Here is an 18,462-nt window from a genome sequence, read left to right on the forward strand (position 1 = left end):
CTCAGTCGTTCCAGATCTTCCAGGGTGCCTTGCCGGATTCCCAGAGGTCGTTGAGCATCACCTTGTCCCACAGGGTGTCCATCCCGCGCCAGAAGCCGCCGTGCTGGTACGCCGACAGCTGACCGTCCGCCGAGAGCTTCTCCAGAGGTTGCCGTTCGAAGATCGTCTCGTCGCCGTCGATGTACTCGAGCAGCTTCGGTGAGGCCACGAAATACCCGCCGTTGACCCAGCCCGAACTGCCGTGCGGCTTCTCCTGGAACTGCGCGAGACCGCCCTCGATGTCGAGGGTTCCGTAGCGTGCCGGGGGTTGCACAGCGGTCACCGTGGCCACCGTGCCGCTGCGCTCGTGGGCGTCGATCACCGCGCGGACGTCCAGATCCGCCACACCGTCGCCGTAGGTGAAGGTGAAGGTGTCGTCGCCGATGTGGTCACGGGCCCGCAGCAGGCGGCCACCGGTCATCGTCTCCTGGCCGGTGTCGAGCAGCGTCACCTTCCACGGCTCACATTTAGAGCTGTGGGTGCTCACCGCACCGTCACCGAGATCGACGGTGATGTCGGACATGTGCAGGAAGTAGTTGGCGAAGTATTCCTTGATCATGTAGCCGCGGTAGCCCAGCAGGATCACGAAGTCGGTGATGCCCGCGGCACCGTAGATCTTCATGATGTGCCACAGAATCGGCCGTCCGCCGATCTCGACCATCGGTTTGGGACGCGTCTGCGATTCCTCGCTGATCCGGGTTCCGCGCCCGCCGGCGAGGATGACTGCTTTCACGATGGGTCCCTTCCGTCGTCGAGGATCGCGGCGAAGGCTGTGCACACGGCCTCCACCTGGTCCTCGGTGAGCATGAGTGCGGATGGCAGATTGATCGCCCGCGACGCGATGTCGTAGGCAACCGGATTGCGGCGGGCCGCCTCGGCGGCGCTCTGGTAGCCGTCGAATGCGGGCAGTGAACTCAGGGGCGGCAGGAACGGTCGGCTGTCGATCTGGTGATCGTCGAGGATGGCCATCATCCGGTGGCTGGACAGTCGCCGTGATCGATCGACCACCGCGGTGACCATCCAGTAGGTGTTGATCGCGTCGGGTTCGCAACTGTTGAGGGTCACACCGGCGATCGGACTTAGGCGTTGCTCGTACCAGTCGAAGATCTGGCGCTTCTTGTCCACGAGTTGGTCGATGCGGGCCAGCTGCGCGCGACCGAAAGCCGCTTGCAGGCTGCTCATCCGGAACTTGTGGCCGATCTCGTCGGTGACGAAGAACTTGTGTCCGGCGGGCGTGCGACCGTGATCCCGAATTCGGGACATCCGTTCGTGCAGCGCGTCGTCGTCGGTGACGACCATGCCGCCCTCACCCGTCGTCATCGTCTTGGTGCCGTGGAAGCTGAAGACACCGATATCGCCCAGAGCTCCTGCGGGAGAACCGTTTCGCGATGCCCCGATCGCCTGCGCCGCATCTTCGATGACAGGCGTGTCCCCAGCGATCCGCCGGATTCGGTTCATGTCGGGGGTGTTACCGTACAGGTCCACGGTGACGATGGCTTTCGTCCGCGGCCCGATCACGCGCTGCAACGAGTCAGGATCGAGACACCAGGTGTCCGGGTCGATATCGGCGAACACCGGCGTCGCACCGAGGTAGACGATGGGCGCCGCACTGGCCACCCAGGTCGCCTCGGGCACCACCACTTCGTCGCCGGGTCCGATCCCCAAGCCCAGCATTGCCAGGTGCAGCGCCGAGGTGCCGTGCGGCACGGCGATCCCATGGCGCAGGCCGAGATGATCAGCGAATTCCCGTTCGAACATCGCGACCGAACGTCCGGCATTGCCGTACCAGTCGGTGGCGGCGGCCTCGCTGACGTAACGCACCTCGAGGTCGGTAACCCAAGGGCCGGCGACCGGGATACGCGGTCCGGTCGGGCACACGACCGGTGTGGACAGTGCGGCGAGATCGGTCATGCTGCACTCCATCGAAGGTCCGCCCCCATCGCACCGGCAGCACGCAGACGCTGGATCTCGCGCAACCGGACGTAGGCCGGTCCGGCGAACATGTCGGCGGTCATCCCGCCGTGCCGGTAGGCCGCCCAGAGTTGCTCGACCCCGCGCCGTACGGTCCAGCGCGGCCGATATCCGGTGAGCGTGCGGTGGATCTTGGTGAAGTCGACCTGGTAGTCGCGGATGTCGGGGGACGCGTTCACACCGAATCCGACGGCACAGTCTCCCACGACGTCGGCGACGATGTCGGCGATCTCGCGCACCTGGTAGTTCTCCCCGGACCGTCCGACGTTGAACGCCTGGTCGTGGATGGCCTCGGCCGGCGCGTCGAGCACCGCGGCGAACGCGTCGGCGATGTCGAGGACGTGGACCAGCGGGCGCCATGGCGTCCCGTCACTTTCCAGCAGGACCTTTCCCGAGGTGGCGGCGTGCGCGACGAGATTGTTCACCACGATGTCGGCACGCAGCCGGCGCGACAGTCCGTAGGCGGTGGCGTTGCGCAGGTACACCGGCGAGAACGTGTCGTCGGCCATTGCGCTCAAAGCCTGCTCCACCCGCACCTTGGATTCGCCATACGGCGTCACGGGATGGAACGCGGCGTTCTCGTCGAGCGCGGCGTCGCCGCCCTTGCCGTAGAGGCTGCACGACGACGAGAACAGGAACCGCCGCACGCCGGCCTGCTTGGCGACCTCCGCCAGGTGCACCGAGCCGTCGAGGTTGATGTCATAGGTCAGCTGAGGATCGAGGTCCGACAGCGGGTCGTTGGACAGTGCGGCGAGGTGGATCACCGCATCGAGATCGAGGGCCGCGAGGTCGGTGACGGTCACATCTCGGACGTCGAGGGGCAGCATCGGCGCGTCGACCGGCACGGCGTGGAAATCGCAGGAACCGTAGAAGTCGGTGTCCAGGCCGATCACCTCATGATCGCGCGCCCGGAGTACCGGAACCATCTCCGATCCCAGGTATCCCAGGTGTCCGGTGACGAGAATCCTCATCGACGAACCTCCGGAACGTGTTGCAGCACAACAGGGCCCGGCAACAGCTGCCCGTCAGGAATATTGAGTGAAAGGTTCATGCACGACAAATCAACTGCCCCCCAGGGAAACTGGATGATGGCTAGGCAATATCGGCAAGGCCGGTTCGCCACTGAACCGTGCGCTCGTCGAGGTGGTCAAGCCCAAATCTATGGTCCGCCACCGCGGGCCACAATCAGATTCCGCGTGACAATTGACAGTCAGCCGTTGTCTGCACTGGTCGGAGCAGCCGTCCTGCGAGCAACTGCACCACGATTTCGGATACGCACGCCGCGCTCGGAGCTGCGTGCGTCACGTGTCACTGGCGCAGCGCCTCGAGAATGCTCGCCCGGATTCCCGACGACGTGTGCGGCAGCCACATGGCCTGCACCGGCACGGTCGGTGTCTCGTTGAGCTCGATGATCCGGATCCTGTTGCCGTAGAGCCAGCCCGGTGCATTGGTGACGAAAGTGCAGGCCTGTGGATGCGCGATGACCGCGGTGTGCGGCGGCGTACCTCGCAGTCTGGACGCCGTGATCTGCGGTTCGAACCCCGCAGCCTGGCAGATCGATATCAGCAGGCGGACGTACTCGCGGTCCTCTTCCGGCTCTGCCACCGACACCACGATCTCGTGTTCGGCCAAGTCCGCCAGGGCCACCCGGTCGTGCTGCGCCAGCGGATGGTCGCGGCCCACGGCCAGCCTCAGCTCGTGTTGGCCGGCGACGGACCCGGCCAGGTCCGGCGGGGTCTGGATGCCTCGCCGCAGGGCGAGGTCGATCTGCCCGTCGAGCAGACTGCTGCGAATCTGGTCGGCAAAGATGGGTCGCACGGTGATCGGCACCGACGGATCGGCCACCACCACCGGTTCGATGATGCTGAACACCTCGGAGGTCGCCAGATTCGGCGTGTGGCCGATCACGTACGGCGGCACGCTTTCCGACGCTGCCGCCTGCACCAGCGTGGTCAGCTGATGTCCTCCGGCGAGCAACGCCGCGGCACCCCGGTACAAGGTCTCGCCGGCCGGCGTGAGCATCAGGCTGCGCCGAGAGCGCGAGAACAACTCGACACCCAGGGTCCGTTCGAGTTCTTTGATCGCCGACGACGCCGCCTGTTGCGTCATGAACATCTTCTCGGCCGCAACGCGGAGACTGGGTGCCTCCGCGACCGTCACGAACATCCGCAGTCGGCGCAGGTCCAGATCGTCTCGGCTCTTCATCAACTCGTCCTTGTCAGTTGTCCACGACGCTGTGATTGTAGGTTGTGATTTCCATATTTACATTGGTGATGCGTCGACCGGAGTTCGCACCGTGGGCTGCGAACCGAAAAACACCATCAGAAGACCTGTTTGGGGGATGATGACCGCGTATCGCACATCGGATCACGAGTCGTCGGGCGCCCCACGTCGCCGTCGGCCCGGTCGAGATCGAGGTGCGCTGCTGCTGATCTCGTCGACCGAGAACCGACGCGCGTGGGCGCCGCGGTTCGCCACTGCGATCGCGTTGACGGATGTTGCCGTGATATCGGCGGCAGTCGTTGGGGCGCAGCTACTTCGGTTCGGATCCAGTCTGGATTCCGAGGGTTTCGGCGGCGTCCATGGCCATCCACTGGTGGTGATGACGGCGTTGATCGCCGCGTGGCTGTTCTCGCTGCGGGTGTACCAGACGCTGGACCGACGCATCCTCGGCAGCGGCTCGGAGGAGTACAGCAGGGTCGCCACGGCCTGCCTGAGCGTGTTCGGCGTCCTCGCGATCGTCGTTCTCGTCCTGAATCTGGACGTGTCGCGCGGCTATTTCGCCTTGGCGCTGCCGCTGGGCACCCTCGGCCTGTTGGTGTCGAGGTGGGTGTGGCGCAGGCGCCTGAGCCGCCAGAGATCGCGTGGCCTGGCCGTGGAACGTCTGCTGGTGGTCGGTGAACCCGAATCGGTATCCACCGTGACCGATCGGCTCAGTCGGGCTCCGGAACAACCCTTCTCGGTGGTGGGCGCCTGCGTTCGGAACGTCGCATCCGGCTCGGCGTCGACGACGATCGGCACGGCGCGCGTACCCGTCTACGGCGACCTCGACGAGGTGGCCACCGCCGCCGCCAGGTGCCACGCGAACACCGTCGCGGTCACGTCCCCGGATGCATTTGGACACCGTGCCATGCAGGACCTCTCGTGGAATCTGCACCTCATGGATGTCGATCTTCTGGTCGCTCCCGGGGTCGCCGATGTCGCCGGCCCACGCATGATGGTGCACCCCGTCGCCGGATTGCCGCTGCTGCACATCGACCGTCCGCGCTATGCGGGCGCGAACCGGCTCCGCAAGGCGGCCCTCGACCGCGTGGGCGGCGCGCTGATCGTGCTCGCCCTCTCACCCGTGCTCGTGACCATCGCCGTCGCGATCGCACTCGATACGCGCGGACCCGTATTCCACCGGTCGACCCGTCTGGGCGTGAACAATCGACCGTTCCGCATGTGGAAGTTCCGATCGATGGTCCCCGACGCCGAGGCGCTGATCGCCGACCTGGCCGACCGCAACGAGGGCAGCGGCCCCCTGTTCAAGGTGCGCGACGACCCGAGGGTGACACCGGTGGGCCGCGTCCTCCGCCGATACAGCCTGGACGAACTACCGCAGTTGTTCAACGTGCTGGGTGGATCGATGAGCCTCGTCGGTCCGCGTCCTCCGCTTCCCGCCGAAGCCTCCACCTACGACGGCCGGGTGGCCCGCCGTATGCTGGTGAAGCCGGGCATGACGGGTCTCTGGCAGGTGTCCGGACGCTCGAATCTGTCATGGGACGAGTCCGTTCGCCTCGATGTCTCCTACGTCGAGAACTGGTCGATCATGCAGGATCTGGTGATTCTGTGGCGCACCCTGCGCGCAGTCGTCTCCACGGACGGGGCCTACTGACCGCGACGCACCATCATCGATCGTCGGTCACTCGTTCGCGCGGTTCGGTAATCCGGCCGGCGGAGTCGTCCGATCGCGACTTCGCCCGGCCCGAGGCCACATCCGTCAACGGGCCGGACACCAGCCCCGCACGCGTCACCGACACACTGTCGCGACCCTTCCGTTTGGCGTTGTACAGCTGCCGGTCGGCCATCGAGAAGAGTCCGTCGACCATCTCCCGGGTTGCGGCCGGTGATCGTCCAGGAATGATCGACAGCGACGCACACACCGCCCCGATGCTGACCGTGACATCGGTACTCGCAGCGACGTGCATGCGGAGTTCCTCGCACAGACGATCCAGGTCGGCTTCGTCGGCGACATTGCGCACGATGACGAACTCTTCCCCGCCGGTCCGTGCCAGCAGGGTCGCCGGTGGCACAGCTTCGGCGAGCGCACCCGACACGGCGACGAGCATGGCGTCGCCCACCGAGTGGCCGAACCTGTCGTTGACGGTTTTGAAATAGTCGATATCGGCCTCGATGAATCCGATCGGCAACCCGGATTCGACCGCGCCCAGCAAGACCTGCCCCCAGCGCCCGGCCAGCCCACGCCGGTTCAGGATGCCGGTCAGCGGGTCGGTTTCGCTGATCGCGGCCTGCGCCTCGAGCGCCCGGGACAGGGAGCGCCGCAGCGTCGTCACCAGGTACGTGGGCACGAGAATCGCGAGGATCACCGCCCCGCCGGCAACGAACATCGCCGTGGCCGAATGCGCCCGTGTGGCCACCACGGTGACGGCAAGGCCGGCGGCCACCAGCACGAATGCGATGACGGTGCGGGGTGGTGACTCGATCGCCGCCAACGCGGGTATCGCAGCCAACAGGATCAGCACGGCGTGTGCCGCACCGTCGTCGGCGATGACGGCCGCCGACGTGGCGATCCCGACCATGCCGCCGAAACTGAGGACGGCGAAGTGAGCATCGTTCAGGGGCCGCGCGAGCACGGTGACGAGAATGGAGACGACGGTGTACACACCGATTGCCACCACCCACCAGCGAGTCCCGGGGCGAAGGAATTCCGGCGACAGGTATGCGACGACCAACAACGGAATCGCGCCGGTCTCGCTGGCGAGGAGAGCCAGTGTCCGCTGATCGAAATCACGGCGCACGGCGCCTCCCTTCGACGACAGATACGACATCGCCCACTACCGGCACCGGCGGAACGACCCTCGCCACAACGGCTTCTTCGTCATCAAAGTAGGCGTGGCGCAGCCGCTTACGTCGCAAACCCTACCATTCCCGCACACTCGGACATCGCCCCATCGGGCCGGCAAGGACTCTACATTCGCGATCCGGAATGTCTCCGCCCCGGATGCGGCCGGATCACCACTCGAAGGCGGACGAGGCGGGTTGCGGCTTTCCGAACAGGTAACCCTGCGCGAGGTCGAAGCCCAGATCCACCACCGCGCAGAGCATCTCCTCGGTCTCGACGCCCTCGGCGAGGCTGGTCATCCCGGTCGCCCGCGCCATGTCGCAGATCGCCCGCACAACAGCTCGATCCGACTCGTCGTCGGCGATCCCGCCGATGAGACTCCGATCCACCTTGACGACATCGACCGGCAGATCCCGCACGTACCGCAGGGCCGAGTACCCGGCGCCGAGATCGTCGATGCAAATGGTGCAGCCGAGTTCGTCGAGGCCCTCGATCGCGTGGGCCGCAGCACTGCCCAGCTTGATCACCTCGTCCTCCCGGACCTCGATCCACACCCGGTGCGACGCCACGCCGCTGGCCGCGATGAGCTCACCGAAGTGCGCGACGATGTCATCGGCCCAGAGCTGCTGGGCGGACAGGTTGATCGAGACGAACGCCGTGTCACCGCAGGCCGACGTGATCGGGCCGGCCAGTGCTCGGATCGCCATCCCGCTCGCGTGCTGGCCGATCGGCAGGATCAGTGACGTGGCCTGCGCAGCCGGGAGGAATGACGCAGGGGTGAGAACCTCGGCCTCGACGTACCACCGCAGCAACGACTCGAACCCGACCGGCCGGCGGTCGTCGGACCGGACGATCGGCTGGTAGTGCAGCCGGAATTCCTCCGGCTGCGCCGCTGCTAGCCGGTTGGCGATCTCCACCTGTTCGCGCACCAGCGGCAACATCTCGTCATCGGCGAACACGACCTGGCGCTGCCGGGTCAACGCGAACGACAGTGCCGCGTCGGCACATCGGACCAGGTCATCGTGGTTCACGACCTCGGGCAACTCGTCACGCACCGCGACGCCCATGCACACGTCGAGGAAGGTGGTCTTCCCGTCGATATGCACCGGGTGCGCACCGCACCGGACCCGCGAAGCCCTGACGAAGAACTCCGGGTCCCCGTCCTGTGGCGAGAGACTGACGAGCCACTCCCGATCGGAGCGCCGCTCCAAGGAGCCATGCGGACACAACGGCGTGAGCACCTCCTCCACGAACCGCTGGGCCATCATGGTCGAGGTCGCGTGTCCGTAGGCGGTGGCCGCGCGATGACAAGGATCCGTACAGAGTGCGATCACGGTCGCTGCGAAGACCGGCGGGTGACCTCCGCAACCGTCAGGGTCACTCATCTGCATCGTGTGAGTGTATGTGGTCAACGCCCGTTTCACTCGGAGCGTCGGGTGTCGGGTCACCGCGATATCACCATTCCCGCAACGGGTCGGCCGGTGTCCGACACATCCGAAGGTCAATACATTGGGGTATTTGTGCTCTCATGGTCGCCAGATGCGGCGTCCTACGCTAATCTCGAAATCTGAAGTGTTCGTGCGTCCACTCTCGGCCAGCCGCGGTTGATGAATTCGTTTCGTTCACAAAGCATTACAGCAAAAGAAAATGCGGTCGGGGCCGCCAGGGAGCCGAAGTGTGACCGTATTCAAGCTATTGCTCGATCGCTATGACGCCCGATCGATGGCCACTCTCATCAGTACCGGTGGGGTACTCCCGTTACCAATCATCGCGGTGCTCGCTCCCGACTCCCTCCGCCCCGGCGGCATGCTGCTGCTGTTCGTCATCTGGGCCTTCATCGCAGCAGTGTTCGTGGTCACCGCGGTACGCCGGCACCTCAGCGACGCCGAGTTCGCCGTGCTCGGTGGGATGGGCATCATCGGCATCTGCGGCACCGCGCTGATCTTGTCGTACAAGACGTCGGCAACCGCGGTCCTCGCGCTGGTCGCGGTGATACCCACGATCGCGGCCATCTCCCCGTCGATTCCATTGATCCTGTCGCTGAGTTCTCTGGCCGTTCTGGGTTCGGTCATGGTGCTGGCAATGATCACACCGACGGTGGCGGCGTTTCTCATCGGGACCGGGGCGATCGTGGGCGTGATCACCGTGCCCGTGTTCCTGGTGGTCGCTCTGCGCCGCTCGCTCGAGGCGACGTTGAAACGTCAGACCGAACTCAGCGGTATCGACCCGTTGACCGGCCTGCTGAACCGCCGCGGATTCCTGAGCCGGGTGGCCCACCTGCTGTCGGCCGCGCACGTCTCTACGGGGTGGATCGGCATCCTGCTGATGGACCTCGATCACTTCAAACGGATCAACGACCGCCACGGTCACCTCGCCGGCGACGGCGTCCTCCTCACCACCGCAGCCGCGATCCGGGAGGTCGCGCCGTCCGGATCGGTGGTCTGCCGCTTCGGCGGGGAGGAGTTCCTGGTGTTCTGCGTGGTACGCGACGAGGCCGAACTCAGTGCGGCTGCGGAGCGTTTTCGGCGCTCGGTCGCCGAGGCCACGCCCGTGACGGTGAGCGTCGGCGGGGTCTGCGCACCCCTGATCGCTTCGGTACGGACCCGCGCCGCACCCACCGACGAAGTCGTGTCGACGTTGCTGGACAGCGCCGATCACTGCGTTTATCAGGCGAAAACCCAGGGCCGGGATCGTTCCTTCGTGGAGCCCATGGACCCGGTTCTCTGGCGTCGGCCACCGGCCGAACCCGCCTCGACCAAACGACTCGATGCCACCCTGCAGTACACAGTGCTCGAACTCTTCACGCGCGAACTACGCCCGAACGATCAGGCCGCCGATCGCAACTGAGTCGGATCCGAGGTCCAGAGCGCGTCCGCCTCGGCGCGCATCCGAGCCCACGTCTCCGGAGTGGTGAATTCGGTCAGCCGCGCTCGGTCCCACCACATCAGCTGCGTCCGGTAGCGGTCGTCGGGAAACGGGGTGGGCGGGATGGAGCCGTCGACGCGACCGCCGCCGGACTCCCACCTCTTGAGGACGTGGTCGGCGGCGGTCGCCATCATGTGTCCGACCCCCGCCAACTCCATGATCGGCAGGCCCAGCCGCGACAACTGGCCGGCGACGTCGCGGGCGATCGGCGAGCGTTCGTCGACCCACGCGGTCTTGACCTCCACCACACCCTCATCGAGTCGGGCCTCGATCGCGTCCACCAGCGGCACCTGTCCGCGTTGCCCCGACCACTCCTCGAGCGCATGCGACTGCCCGGCGTGCTCGAACCGATGCTGCACCCGCAGGCCGCCGACCACCTTGCGGTCCTCGCCGAGGACGGCAAAGAACCGGGCCGTGCTCGCGCCGTCGGCGACCAGGTCGTAGTCGAGGGCCGCGGCACATCCGTGACGGGTGTACGCCTGTGCGGCTCCGCGCAGGTACCGCTCCCACAGGCGTCGTTCGGCGCGCGGAGTGGCGGTGACGAGGGTGTACTCGGGTGCGCGGAGCAAGCCGGTTCGGGCCGAGGCCGATTCGGAGAATTCAGTGCCGTCGAGAATCACGGTCATGACGGGGGCTACCTTTCTTAGTTCGCATTGAGTCGATTGACTGCGCGCAACTGACTCACAGACTTGCCATACTGCACAGTATGCGCGGTCATCGGACCATTATTTACCGGATCGGTAGCGTGGCAAACTATTGTTGCGTGAGCGAAGATACGATCATGCAGAACCCCGACGGCGCCGTCGCGACCGTCTACACCGATGACACGGTTCCCGCAGACCTCCTCTCCGACCCGGGCATCGACGTGATCGACATAACGATATCGTCCGAGGTCGCCTACGCGGGGCTCCTACAACGATCGTTGAGGAACCTGAGTGATGAACCTCCACGCTATGCCTACTTTCCGTGGCGCCGGACCCTGGTCCGGATACCCGGCCCGAACACCTATCGGCGCCTTCGTTTGGACCGCAATCGACACAAGATGACGCTGGAGGAACAGGACCGGGCCGCGAGTCTGCGGATCGGGATCGTCGGATTGAGCGTCGGGCATTCCATCGCATTGACGTTGACATTGGAAGGCCTGGCCGGTGAATTACGATTGGCCGATTTCGACGCTCTGGAATTGACGAACCTGAATCGGGTGCCGAGCTCGGTGGTCGATGTCAACACCAATAAGGCGATCATCGCGGCACGCCGAATCGCCGAAATAGATCCGTATGTGCAGACGCATTGCTTCACCGACGGAATATCGCCGGAGAACATCGATGAATTCGTCGGCGGCCTCGACCTCGTGATCGAGGAGTGCGATTCCTTCGACGTCAAGGTCATGGTGCGCGACCGCTGTCGAGAACTCGGCATCCCGGTATTGATGGAGACCAGCGACGGCGGCACCCTCGACGTGGAACGCTTCGACCTCGAACCCCAGCGACCGCTTTTCCACGGCCTCGCCGGCGACCTGCAGGCCGACGACTTGGTGGGTCTGGATCGGGCCGCGACGACCCCGCTCGCGGTCAAGGTGCTGGAGCCGGCGAAGGTGACCGCCGCGATGGCCGCCTCGGCGCTGGAACTCGGCCAGACCGTCACCGCGTGGCCGCAACTGGGTGGCGACGTCCTGCTGGGGGGCGCCACCGTCGCGGCGGCGGTTCGGCGGTTCGTGCAGGGCCGGCCGTTACCGTCGGGCCGAGTGCGGTTCGACCGTGACGCGTGGCTCGACGGCCTCACCGATCCCGTCGCGGCGCAGTCGGCGTCGAGCACCGCTGCGCCCCGTCCCGTCGTCGAACCGCCCGCCCTGGAGAACATGTCCGGACCCGACCTGGTCGCCTACGCGGCGTCGCGGGCGCCGTCGGCGGGCAACCAGCAGCCGTGGCAGATCGACACCGACGAGCAGATGGTGACCATCTGGCTCGACCCGATCCGCACCTCGATCCTCGACGTCGGTCACCGGGCCTCCGCGGTGGCGGTGGGTGCTGCGACCTACAACGCGCGCGTCGCTGCCGCGAGCCGCGGACTGACGGCGCACACGCAGATCATCGGCGCCGGTGATCAGCTCGGGGTGCAGATCGCGTTCGACGGCGCCGCCGATGCCCCACCCGCCGGCACCGAGCTGTCGGCGATGTGGGCCCGCACCACACGTCGCGGACCGGGTGACGGCACACCGATGTCTACGGCCGATGCCGGCCAGGTGACGGCCGCGGCCGAGACCGAGCACACCCGCGCGATCGTGCTCACCGACCGGGCCGACATCGAACGCTATGCGACGCTCGCGGCGCGATCGGATCGCATCCGGTTCCTGACCCCCGAACTGCACCGGGAGATGTTCGCCGAGCTGACCGAGGACCCCGACGACCCGACCGGCATCTACGTCGAGTCCCTGGCGCTGCCGCCGGCGATGAAGGGAATGTTCGAGGTGCTACGGCGGCCGGACGTGATGGCGCTGCTCGACGACTTGGATGCCGGTGAGGTGTTGGGCGCCGATGCCGCCGCCCGGGTGGTGTCGTCGTCGGCGCTGGTCATCGTGGTGCAGGACAGCGACGACCTGGCCACCTATGTGGATGCCGGCCAGGTCACCCAACAGGTGTGGCTGACCGCGGAGTCGCTGGGATTCGCGGTGCATCCGATGACGCCGACGTTTCTCTACGCCACCGACGACGCGACCACACGCGGTCTGTCGGAGCGGCACGGCGAGGAACTCGTCGAGTTGCGTCGCTCGATGCTGACGACGTGGCCGTTGCGCGACGGCGAGGTACCGACGATCGTTCTGCGGCTGTTCCGCACAGACGAGGCGGCGGTGCCGAGCCGGCGGGAATCGGCCGGGCAACCGGCGACCCGCTGATCAGCCGAAGATCCCCCGCAGCACCTCCATGTCGGCCACGCGCTCCTTGTGCGTGCTCGCCACCGGCGAGGCCAGCAGGCAGGTGACGCCGGCCGCGCGGAAGGCGTCGGCGCGTTCGGCGACCTCGGCGCGCGAGCCGATCAGCGACATCGAGTTGACCAGGTCATCCGGGACCGCCTCGGCGGCCTCCTGCTTCTTGCCGTCGAGGTAGAGGTCCTGGATGAGCTTGGCCTCCTCGACGTAGCCGTAGCGCTGGGCGAGGGTGTTGTAGAAGTTCTTGCCGCGCGCACCCATGCCGCCGATGTAGAGCGCGGCGTGGTGACGCACCAGGGTCTTGGCGTTGGTGATCTCCTGCGGGTCGTCGGAGATGCGGGCGGTGGCCTGCACGACGATGCCGAGTTCGCCGAGCGACGGGTCCCGCTTGGCCTTGCCGGCGCTCAGCGATTCGCCGAAGGCGGCGTTCATCTGCTCGGGGTGGAACAGGATCGGCTGGAACTCCTCGAACATCTCGGCGGCGAGTTCGGTGTTCTTCGGACCGATCGCGGCCAGCAGCATCGGGATGCGCTCGCGGGTCGGGTGGTTGATGATCTTCAACGGCTTGCCCAGGCCCGATCCGCCGTGCTCCTTGTCGAGCGGCAGGGTGTAGTGCTTGCCCTGGTAGTCGGTCTTGTCGCGACGCCACACCATGCGGCAGATCTCGGCGTGCTCACGAGCGCGGCCCACCGGGTAGTCGTACTTGACGCCGTGGAAACCCTCGATGACCTGCGGGCCCGACGCCCCGATACCGAGCACGAACCGGCCGTCGCTGATGTAGTCGATGCCGGCGGCGGTCATCGCCAGGTTGGTGGGCGTGCGCGAGTACATCGGCAGGATGCCGGTCTGCAGTTCCATCTTTTCGGTCTTGGCGGCGATGTAACCGAGCTGGCTGACCGCGTCGAAGCTGTACGCCTCCGGCACGGTGATGCGCTCGACGCCGACCGCTTCGTAGTCGACGAGGTTGTTGATGGTCTCGCGGAAGTCGCCCGCGTAGTTGATGGGCATTCCCAGCTTCATCGCAGCAGTCATGGTCGGATTCTTCCACAGGAGTCGTCCGCATCACAGGGCCGGTCTAACGTTCGATAGCCCGACGCCGACGACCGGCCGGGCGCCTACGATGATGCTCGTGCCCTCGCCGACAGCATCCCGCATCCCGCCGAGAGCAACCGCCATCTCGCCGACGGCCACCATCGACGCGATCGGGGGCGCACCCTGAGATCGCTGCGCGCCCTGCACCTACCCCCTCGGCCCGAGGTGCTCGACCACCGCGCCGAACTCGCCGCGATCCTCGACGGCTCGGCCGCCTACGTCCCGGTCCCCGACGACCCGCACGCCACCGCCACGCTGTGTGCGGCTCTCGGCGTCGACGACCCGATCGCCGACGATGTCTCACTGGTCATCTCGACGTCGGGCACCACCGGCACGCCGAAGGGCGCCCAACACACCGCCACCACCCTCACCGCATCGGCGCAGGCCACCGCCGAGCACCTCGGCGGCCCCGGCAACTGGCTGCTGGCACTCGCGCCGCATCACACCGCCGGGCTGCAGGTGCTGTTGCGGGCGTTGGCCGCCGGGTTCACCCCGGCCGTCCTCGACGTCACCGACGGCTTCGACCCGGACGCCTTCGCCGACGCACTCGAGAACCTCGACGGCCCGCGCCGCTACACCTCGCTGGTCCCCACCCAACTCATCAAGGTCCTCGACAACCCGCGCGCCACCACCGCCCTCGCCGCCGCCGACGCCCTGCTCGTCGGCGGTGCCGCCACCCCGGTTCCGTTGCTGCGCAGAGCAGTCGACGCAGGAGTGCCGATCATCCGGACCTACGGCATGAGCGAGACCGCCGGCGGGTGCGTCTACGACGGCGTTCCGCTGAACGGTGTGACGATCCGGATCGACGACCCCAACCCCGACGGCGTCGGCCGGGTGGTGCTCGGCGGCCCGATGGTCGCGCACGGCTACCGCAACCGCCCCGAACATCCCGCGTTCGCCGAACCCGGCTGGTTTCGCACCGACGACCTCGGCCGCGTCGACGACCAGGGAGTGCTGTCCATCGTGGGCCGCGCCGACGAGGCCATCAGCACCGGCGGGCTGACCGTCGTGCCGCAGGTGGTGGAGGCGGTGATCCTCGACGACCCGGCCGTGCGCGAATGCGCTGTCGTCGGCCTTCCGGACGAGCGGCTGGGCGAGAAGGTGGTTGCCTTCGTCGTCGCCGCGGAGACCATCGACCCGCAACGCATCCGCGGCATGGTCACCGACCGCCTCGACCGCTACGCGGCTCCCCGCGAGGTGATCGAAATCGACGAGTTGCCGACGCGCGGCCCGGGGAAGGTGAACCGCCGCGCCCTGCGCGCCCGCTTCTCGTCGCAGTGAGGTGAACGTGCCGGAAACCGGTACGTTCACCTCACTACGCGTCAGTGGTTGAGACCGCAGCTTCTCGGGTACAACTGTGCGTGACCCCCGCCGCGAGAAAGCGACACACACCATGCGTGATTTCCTCTGCCACAACTGTGGCCAGCGTCTGTCCTTCGAGAACAGCAAATGCCTCAACTGCGGCAAGCCCCTGGGTTTCTGGTTGGAGACCCGGACCATCCACAACCTCGACGAGAAGGAGCGCACCGAGATCGACGGCACGCTCCTCGAGCGGTGCGAGAACACCAAAGTCGCGCAATGCAACTGGCTGGTCGCCTGGACCGGCACCCCCAGCCTGTGCGAGTCGTGCCGACTCACCCGCACCCTGCCACCGGAGACCGACATCGAGGCCCGCGCCGAGTACGGCCGTGCCGAGACCGCCAAACGACGGCTGGTGTTGGAGCTCGACGAGCTGAAATTGCCGATCGTCGGCCGCGACGACGACCCCCAGACGGGTCTCGCCTTCGATCTGCTGTCGAGTTCGGATCAGTCGGTGATCACCGGCCACGACAACGGCCTGATCACCCTCGACCTCGCCGAGGGCGATGACGTGCACCGCGAGAAGCTGCGGGTGCAGCTCGAGGAGCCCTATCGCACCCTGCTCGGCCACTTCCGCCACGAGATCGGGCACTACTATCAGATCGTCCTCATCGACGACGACGTGCGCCCGAAGTTCGAGGAACTGTTCGGCAACCCCGACGACGACTATCAGGCCGCGCTGGACCGCCACTACTCCGAGGGCGCACCCGCCGGCTGGCCGCAGAACTACGTGTCGTCCTACGCGACGATGCACCCGGCCGAGGACTTCGCCGAGACCTTCGCGCACTATCTGCACATCCGCGACACCCTCGACACCGCCGCGGCCTTCGCGATGGCGCCCGCCGGCTCCACCCTGGACAGCGTGCTGCCCGGCGACGTCGGGTTCGAACAACTCATCGGCTGGTGGTTGCCGCTGAGCTGGGCGCTCAACCAGATCAACCGCTCGATGGGCCACCCGGATCTGTACCCGTTCGTGCTGCCGCCGGCGGTGCTGGACAAGATCCGCTTCGTGCACAATCTGATGCCGGCGACCTAACCTCCGCGAGTGAGGTGAACGTTCCGGATTCCGGCACGTTCACCTCACTGCTCATGTGCGATACACATGCGCACGATGGTCGATGTCGACGATCAGCACCGTGCGGTTGTCATCATCGATCCGCAGGAGAATCCGATAGTCGCCGCGACGGGCACTGTGCAGGCCGTCGAGCTGGTTGCGCAGCGGCTTGCTCAGCCGCCGCGGATTCTCGGCGAGCGGACCGGAGATGAACTCGATGACGGCGTGCGCAACGCGTCCGGGAAGGCGCGAGAGGGCGCGGCGCGCGGGTGAGGCGATGGCGACGTCGTAGGGTTGCGGCGTCGAATCGCTCATCGTGGGGGAAGACCGTGCTCGGCACGCAGGTCGTCGAGACTGATGGTCTTTCCGGCCGCGGATTCGTCGTCGGCGGCGGCGACCGCTTCGGCCGTGCCGCGCCGCGACAGCCAGTAGATCGTCTCGTGCAGCGATTCGAGGTCGTCGGCCGACATGAGCACCGCGGCCGGCTTACCGTGTTTGGTGATCGTGATGATGTCGTGCGTCGACTCGGCGCTGTCGACCAGCGCGGAGAGCTTGTCCTTGGCCTCGCCAAGCGGCACGGTCGTCATACGCCCATTTTAGCCACACTTCTGGCCTATCGATAGCCAGGAAATAGGCTCCCCCGGACCTCCGCGAGTGAGGTGAACGTTCCGATTTCCGGCACGTTCACCTCACTGCTCATACCGCACCGACCGCCGCTACTCCGCGGTCACGAAGGACGCGAGTTTTTCTTCGACCAGCCCCTGGATCTTGTTCTCGTACTTCTCGATCGGTGTCGTGATGCCTTTGAGATCGGCGCCGGCCTTCTGCACCAGCTGCCCGATGAGTTTGGCCTCATCGATGGAGACGATGTGAAAGGTGCGGCGCGGTGTGAAGTCCTTGTGCACCTCGCCGGCGATGCCACCTTCCAGCGCGAGCTTGCCGATCAGGTCCAACTTGGTCTCGCCGGACCCCTCGGAGAAGTCGAGGTCGTTGAGATCGACCCACACAGTGTTGGGTCGGGTGGTGGATTCGAAGGTGTAGCGCAGATTGGTCAGGTCGAGGACGACCTGCCACAAGGTCTGCGACGCATCGGGTTTGCCGGGCTCGGGATTGCGGAACGGCTGGGCGCAGTTGCGAATGATGCTCATCATCGCCGCGGTCGCCTGCAGCTGTGAGGTCGGCTCCGGTTGCACGCCGACGTAGTAGAGCGCGCGGGCGAAGCGGTCGGTGGCCAGGCATGTGCCGGGCAGCGGGTCGTCGCCGCCCAACCCTTCGTACTTCTTGACCAGTTCGAGTTGCTGGTCGTAGCTCGGCGAATTGGTCATCACCAGGTGATCGCGGCTGTGATGGATCTGGATCTCGCCGTCGATGTACTCGAAGATCGCGGAATCCCCGCTGGCATCCTCGATGGCGAGATGCAACGCAGGTTTGCTGTGGCCCGTCGGATCGGCCATCGGAACAATCTGCGGCTGGGCCGACTGCGTCCACGCCACGGCTTCGGCGACGGTTTCGAAGTTGTCGAGGTAGTACTGCAGCCAGACCGACATGGCCAGCTGCGGCTTCGAGTCATCGGGAGTGCCGTAATCCGACTCCGCCAGCCACAAGAGGTGGGCACCCAGCCCGCGTTCATTGAGGCCGTCGGTCGACAGCAGGTCGTACACACCCGCGATGAGGCTTCCGTACTTCGCGGTCCACTGGAGTTTGCCGGCGACACGATCGTCGCGCTTGATGCCGCGGGGCAGCTTCCACAGGTTGGTGTGCAGGTCCTGGTGGAAGTCCATGTTCCGGCCGACGATGACCGATCCGTTGGCATCTGGCCACATCACGCGCGTGCACATAATCTTGAGCGTCTCCTTGGGATCGAATGAGGGAGCACCGCGTGGTGCCACCTGACCGAGTGTCACGGTTCTCCGCGCCCAGCTAAGCAGCACCCAACGAGCCGCAGCTCCGATTGCAGAGAAATGCGGTGGATTCGGCACAAAAACCTGCCGCCGATGTCACAATGCGACACCTCGACGGCACGCCGACGTC

16 protein-coding genes are annotated in these 18,462 nt (G+C 66.3%); 5 read left to right on the forward strand and 11 right to left on the reverse strand.

The window, feature by feature from the left end; all coding sequences use genetic code 11:
* Position 1: 1 nt before the first annotated feature.
* The 4 genes from rfbF to NWF22_RS04475 all read right to left on the reverse strand — a co-directional run bounded on the left by rfbF (position 2) and on the right by NWF22_RS04475 (position 4,176).
* Positions 2 to 772, reverse strand: coding sequence for a glucose-1-phosphate cytidylyltransferase (gene rfbF / locus NWF22_RS04460; protein ID WP_160900445.1), 771 nt, complete (start codon positions 770 to 772; stop codon positions 2 to 4).
* Positions 769 to 1,950: a DegT/DnrJ/EryC1/StrS family aminotransferase gene (locus tag NWF22_RS04465; protein ID WP_160900444.1), complete on the reverse strand. Its 1,182-nt coding sequence runs from the start codon at positions 1,948 to 1,950 to the stop codon at positions 769 to 771. Before NWF22_RS04465 ends, rfbF begins: the two co-directional genes overlap by 4 nt.
* A complete protein-coding gene (locus NWF22_RS04470) occupies positions 1,947 to 2,981 on the reverse strand; it encodes an NAD-dependent epimerase/dehydratase family protein (protein WP_160900443.1) in 1,035 nt (344 codons plus the stop codon). The genes NWF22_RS04465 and NWF22_RS04470 overlap by 4 nt, the downstream gene beginning before the upstream one ends.
* Before the next feature lie 337 nt (positions 2,982 to 3,318).
* The gene (locus NWF22_RS04475) at positions 3,319 to 4,176 is read right to left on the reverse strand and encodes a LysR family transcriptional regulator (RefSeq protein WP_160901372.1); all 858 of its coding nucleotides are present in this window, start codon (positions 4,174 to 4,176) and stop codon (positions 3,319 to 3,321) included.
* Positions 4,177 to 4,354: 178 nt separating this feature from the next.
* Between NWF22_RS04475 and NWF22_RS04480 the strand changes: the two genes are divergently transcribed.
* Entirely contained in the window at positions 4,355 to 5,887 is a 1,533-nt protein-coding gene (locus NWF22_RS04480; protein WP_160901371.1) for a sugar transferase, read from the forward strand.
* Positions 5,888 to 5,900: 13 nt separating this feature from the next.
* On the opposite strand, the gene NWF22_RS04485 is transcribed toward NWF22_RS04480, so the two are convergent.
* Together NWF22_RS04485 and NWF22_RS04490 are read right to left on the reverse strand one after the other, a co-directional pair.
* Complete coding sequence (locus tag NWF22_RS04485; RefSeq protein ID WP_160900442.1) at positions 5,901 to 7,031, reverse strand: GGDEF domain-containing protein; 1,131 nt, start codon at positions 7,029 to 7,031, stop codon at positions 5,901 to 5,903.
* Positions 7,032 to 7,245: 214 nt separating this feature from the next.
* Positions 7,246 to 8,460, reverse strand: coding sequence for an EAL domain-containing protein (locus tag NWF22_RS04490; RefSeq protein ID WP_160900441.1), 1,215 nt, complete (start codon positions 8,458 to 8,460; stop codon positions 7,246 to 7,248).
* A gap of 292 nt (positions 8,461 to 8,752) precedes the next feature.
* Between NWF22_RS04490 and NWF22_RS04495 the strand changes: the two genes are divergently transcribed.
* On the forward strand, positions 8,753 to 9,922 hold the full coding sequence (locus NWF22_RS04495; protein ID WP_258321320.1) for a GGDEF domain-containing protein: 1,170 nt from the start codon (positions 8,753 to 8,755) through the stop codon (positions 9,920 to 9,922).
* On the opposite strand, the gene NWF22_RS04500 is transcribed toward NWF22_RS04495, so the two are convergent.
* Positions 9,901 to 10,626, reverse strand: coding sequence for a hypothetical protein (locus tag NWF22_RS04500; protein WP_160900440.1), 726 nt, complete (start codon positions 10,624 to 10,626; stop codon positions 9,901 to 9,903). The genes NWF22_RS04495 and NWF22_RS04500 overlap by 22 nt on opposite strands.
* A gap of 137 nt (positions 10,627 to 10,763) precedes the next feature.
* On the opposite strand from NWF22_RS04500, the gene NWF22_RS04505 reads away from it, so the two are divergent.
* Positions 10,764 to 12,893: an Rv1355c family protein gene (locus NWF22_RS04505; RefSeq protein ID WP_309249732.1), complete on the forward strand. Its 2,130-nt coding sequence runs from the start codon at positions 10,764 to 10,766 to the stop codon at positions 12,891 to 12,893.
* Here the strand turns inward: NWF22_RS04505 and NWF22_RS04510 are convergent, their stop codons facing one another.
* A complete protein-coding gene (locus tag NWF22_RS04510; RefSeq protein ID WP_233750863.1) occupies positions 12,894 to 13,958 on the reverse strand; it encodes an LLM class F420-dependent oxidoreductase in 1,065 nt (354 codons plus the stop codon).
* 225 nt (positions 13,959 to 14,183) lie between these two features.
* On the opposite strand from NWF22_RS04510, the gene menE reads away from it, so the two are divergent.
* Positions 14,184 to 15,299, forward strand: a complete 1,116-nt coding sequence (menE, locus tag NWF22_RS04515) for an o-succinylbenzoate--CoA ligase (protein ID WP_258321321.1) — start codon at positions 14,184 to 14,186, stop codon at positions 15,297 to 15,299.
* Between the two features lie 112 nt (positions 15,300 to 15,411).
* Positions 15,412 to 16,413 (forward strand): zinc-binding metallopeptidase family protein, encoded by a 1,002-nt coding sequence (locus tag NWF22_RS04520; protein ID WP_160900439.1) that lies wholly within the window; start codon positions 15,412 to 15,414, stop codon positions 16,411 to 16,413.
* A gap of 51 nt (positions 16,414 to 16,464) precedes the next feature.
* Here NWF22_RS04520 and NWF22_RS04525 read toward each other — a convergent pair whose 3' ends face one another.
* The 3 genes from NWF22_RS04525 to NWF22_RS04535 form a co-directional block, all read right to left on the reverse strand.
* Positions 16,465 to 16,746, reverse strand: a complete 282-nt coding sequence (locus tag NWF22_RS04525; RefSeq protein ID WP_160900438.1) for a type II toxin-antitoxin system RelE family toxin — start codon at positions 16,744 to 16,746, stop codon at positions 16,465 to 16,467.
* Positions 16,743 to 17,018: a type II toxin-antitoxin system Phd/YefM family antitoxin gene (locus NWF22_RS04530; RefSeq protein WP_160900437.1), complete on the reverse strand. Its 276-nt coding sequence runs from the start codon at positions 17,016 to 17,018 to the stop codon at positions 16,743 to 16,745. The genes NWF22_RS04525 and NWF22_RS04530 overlap by 4 nt, the downstream gene beginning before the upstream one ends.
* Before the next feature lie 129 nt (positions 17,019 to 17,147).
* On the reverse strand, positions 17,148 to 18,269 hold the full coding sequence (locus NWF22_RS04535) for a linear amide C-N hydrolase (protein WP_160900436.1): 1,122 nt from the start codon (positions 18,267 to 18,269) through the stop codon (positions 17,148 to 17,150).
* Between the last annotated feature and the right edge of the window lie 193 nt (positions 18,270 to 18,462).

Origin of the sequence: Gordonia mangrovi, from assembly GCF_024734075.1 — a bacterium.
GTDB classification, from domain to species: domain Bacteria; phylum Actinomycetota; class Actinomycetes; order Mycobacteriales; family Mycobacteriaceae; genus Gordonia; species Gordonia mangrovi.